This window comes from uncultured Campylobacter sp. (assembly GCF_938040115.1).
Classification (GTDB): domain Bacteria; phylum Campylobacterota; class Campylobacteria; order Campylobacterales; family Campylobacteraceae; genus Campylobacter_A.
Window position 1 is genome coordinate 1 of record NZ_CALHXD010000275.1, and the last position, 2,230, is coordinate 2,230.

Consider the following 2,230-nt stretch of genomic DNA (forward strand, 5'->3'; position numbering starts at 1 on the left):
ACCCATCCAATCCGCTAGCAAAAGCCAAACCTACGTTTATAAGGATATAAAGCGCGAGTTTTTCGAGAAATTTATCAAAGCCGAACAAGAAAAAGGAACGGATATAATGGAGCTTTTAAGAAAAATCGGTAAAATGAGGCTTGATCTAAAAGCCTAAGGAAATACCGTGAAAATACGAATCTACTACGAAGATACCGACGCAGGCGGCATAGTCTATCACGCAAACTATATAAAGTATTGCGAAAGGGCGCGCAGCCAGATGTTTTTTGACTCGGAGGTTAAGCCTTTTAGCAAGGACGGGCATTTTGTCGTGAGCGAGATTCGGGCGAAATTTAAAAAGCCTGCCGTTCTTGGCGATCTGCTCGAGGTAAAAACGAGCGTGACGAACCTAAAAAAAGCCTCCGCGCTCATAAATCATAAAATTTATAAAATCGCAAATTTAAGCGGTGAATGCGAACCCGAGCTCGTCTTTGAAGCGGATGTTGAGGTCGCGTTTGTTAGCAATCTGAAGCCTGCTAAGATGAGCGAGGAGATAGTGGATTTTCTCTCCTCTTATTGCTCGTAAAAGCCGTATTCGCCGGCTTTTAAAACCTTCGTATCATAGATGATCTGCGAGTCCTCGACGCTCTCGTTAAAAAGCCTCTGCGCGCCGCGGTTTAGGTAGGTCGCGTAGATGTAGTCAAGCCCGGCGCTAGCGGAGTAGCCTACCCAGTTAAAGTTCAAATTTTGCCCTAAAATTTCGTTGTTTGAGTCTAGCGCGCCGTCGGTTTTGGAGATCGAGTTGGCAATGTAGAGCTTTTCTCTATCTTGCGGTTGCATGAGTTTAAAGATGCTGGGCGCATAGTTGATCTGAGTGCTTAAAAGGGCGTTAAATTTGACGTCGTAAAGGCGCATCTGAGAGCTCACCATCGAGGCTTTCACGAGCGGAACGTTTAGAAAAACGGTCGCGCCGCTTAGTCTCGAGTTGCCAGAGAGCATCGACTTTAGGTCGGTGACGCCGTTTGCGATCTCATTTTCGTAGGCTAGTCCGCCGCTAAGCTCGTCCGCATAGCGATTTAGCGCCGCTCCTAGTGCGCTGCCGTCAGAAAACGCCGCGACTTGGCCGTTTGAGAAATTTAGCAGTTTTTCGACTTGCCCTTTATAGTCTATACCGCCAAATATCAAATTATCCTGCGGCGAATCGACGCTAGAGATGTGCAGAGTGGGCACAAAAGCCGTCATAGACGGATCTAAAACCTCGTTTAGATATTTTGCGCCCACAGGCGTAAACGGCGCGATGATATAGGAGATATTTTCGCCTCTAGCGCGTGCTAGTGCGCCGTCGATAGCGCTTGGGGCTTCGTTGCCGATGTTGTAAAATTTAACGTCGATAGGGGCGTTTTGTCTCACTACATAGGCTATAACCGCGTTTGAGACGACGCCGGCGTAGCTTTTTATGCTATCTTGCGGGATGATGACGGCGATCTTAAACTCGGCGCTGGAGTTTGGCGTCAGACTTTCGGTGCCGGCGTTTACGTACGAGCCGTTTAGAGCGTTAAAGGCTTGTAAAATTTCTTGATTAGAACTGCCTTCGTAGCGAGCCAAAAAGCTATGCAAAAGACCCTCTCTAACGAGTTCTAATAAACATGTGTCGTTACATTTGACGGGTTCCAAATTTATATAAATTTCGCTAGCCGGCGGAATGTCCGATGGTTTGTCGCTCCTGGCAAATAGCGCCGAGCAGATCAATAAAACGGTTAAAATTTTTCTCATAGGTACTCTTTTATCTTTTTTAAATCGCTGAAAAACAGCTCTTTTTTGCTTGGATTTTTCGCTACGACGCTTGGCGAATAAGTCGCCAGCAGGGCTGAGTGTTTAAATTTCATTATGTTTCCCCTTATGGTTTCAAAGCTTTGCGCGCTTTGTTTTATCATTTTGTAAAAAACCTCTTCGCCAAGCGCTACGATAAGCTTTGGCGCGACTAGACTGGTTTCCGCGCTAAAATACGGCTCGCAAAGCCCGTATGCGCTTGCCGGAGCTTTGGCGGCGGGCTTACATTTTAGCAGGCTAGTGACGTAAATTTCGTCCTTTTTAAGTCCTACTAGCTCGTTTAAATTTTGCAAAAATTTATCGTCGCCAGCCAAAAACTCTCCGCTCGCATCCTCGGCGGCGCTTGGCGCGTCAAATACGAAAACCACCTTAGCGCTTTTATCTCCAAGGCCCGTTAGTGCGTGGTTTGCGCTCTTGCAAA

3 protein-coding genes are annotated in these 2,230 nt (G+C 46.8%); 1 reads left to right on the forward strand and 2 read right to left on the reverse strand.

Annotated elements, in window-relative coordinates:
- Window positions 1-166: 166 nt before the first annotated feature.
- Entirely contained in the window at window positions 167-565 is a 399-nt protein-coding gene (locus Q0314_RS09265; protein ID WP_298058466.1) for a YbgC/FadM family acyl-CoA thioesterase, read from the forward strand.
- Here Q0314_RS09265 and Q0314_RS09270 read toward each other — a convergent pair.
- Together Q0314_RS09270 and Q0314_RS09275 are read right to left on the reverse strand one after the other, a co-directional pair.
- Window positions 553-1,752, reverse strand: a complete 1,200-nt coding sequence (locus tag Q0314_RS09270; RefSeq protein WP_298058467.1) for a hypothetical protein — start codon at window positions 1,750-1,752, stop codon at window positions 553-555. The genes Q0314_RS09265 and Q0314_RS09270 overlap by 13 nt on opposite strands.
- Window positions 1,749-2,230 (reverse strand): uracil-DNA glycosylase family protein (locus Q0314_RS09275; protein ID WP_298058468.1); only part of this gene is annotated, 482 nt, incomplete at its 5' end. The genes Q0314_RS09270 and Q0314_RS09275, both read right to left, overlap by 4 nt.

Coding starts and splice junctions, on each gene's coding strand:
- Q0314_RS09270 (WP_298058467.1), bottom strand. CDS start 1,752: ATGAGAAAAATTTTAACCGTTTTATTGATCTGCTCGGCGCTATTTGCC.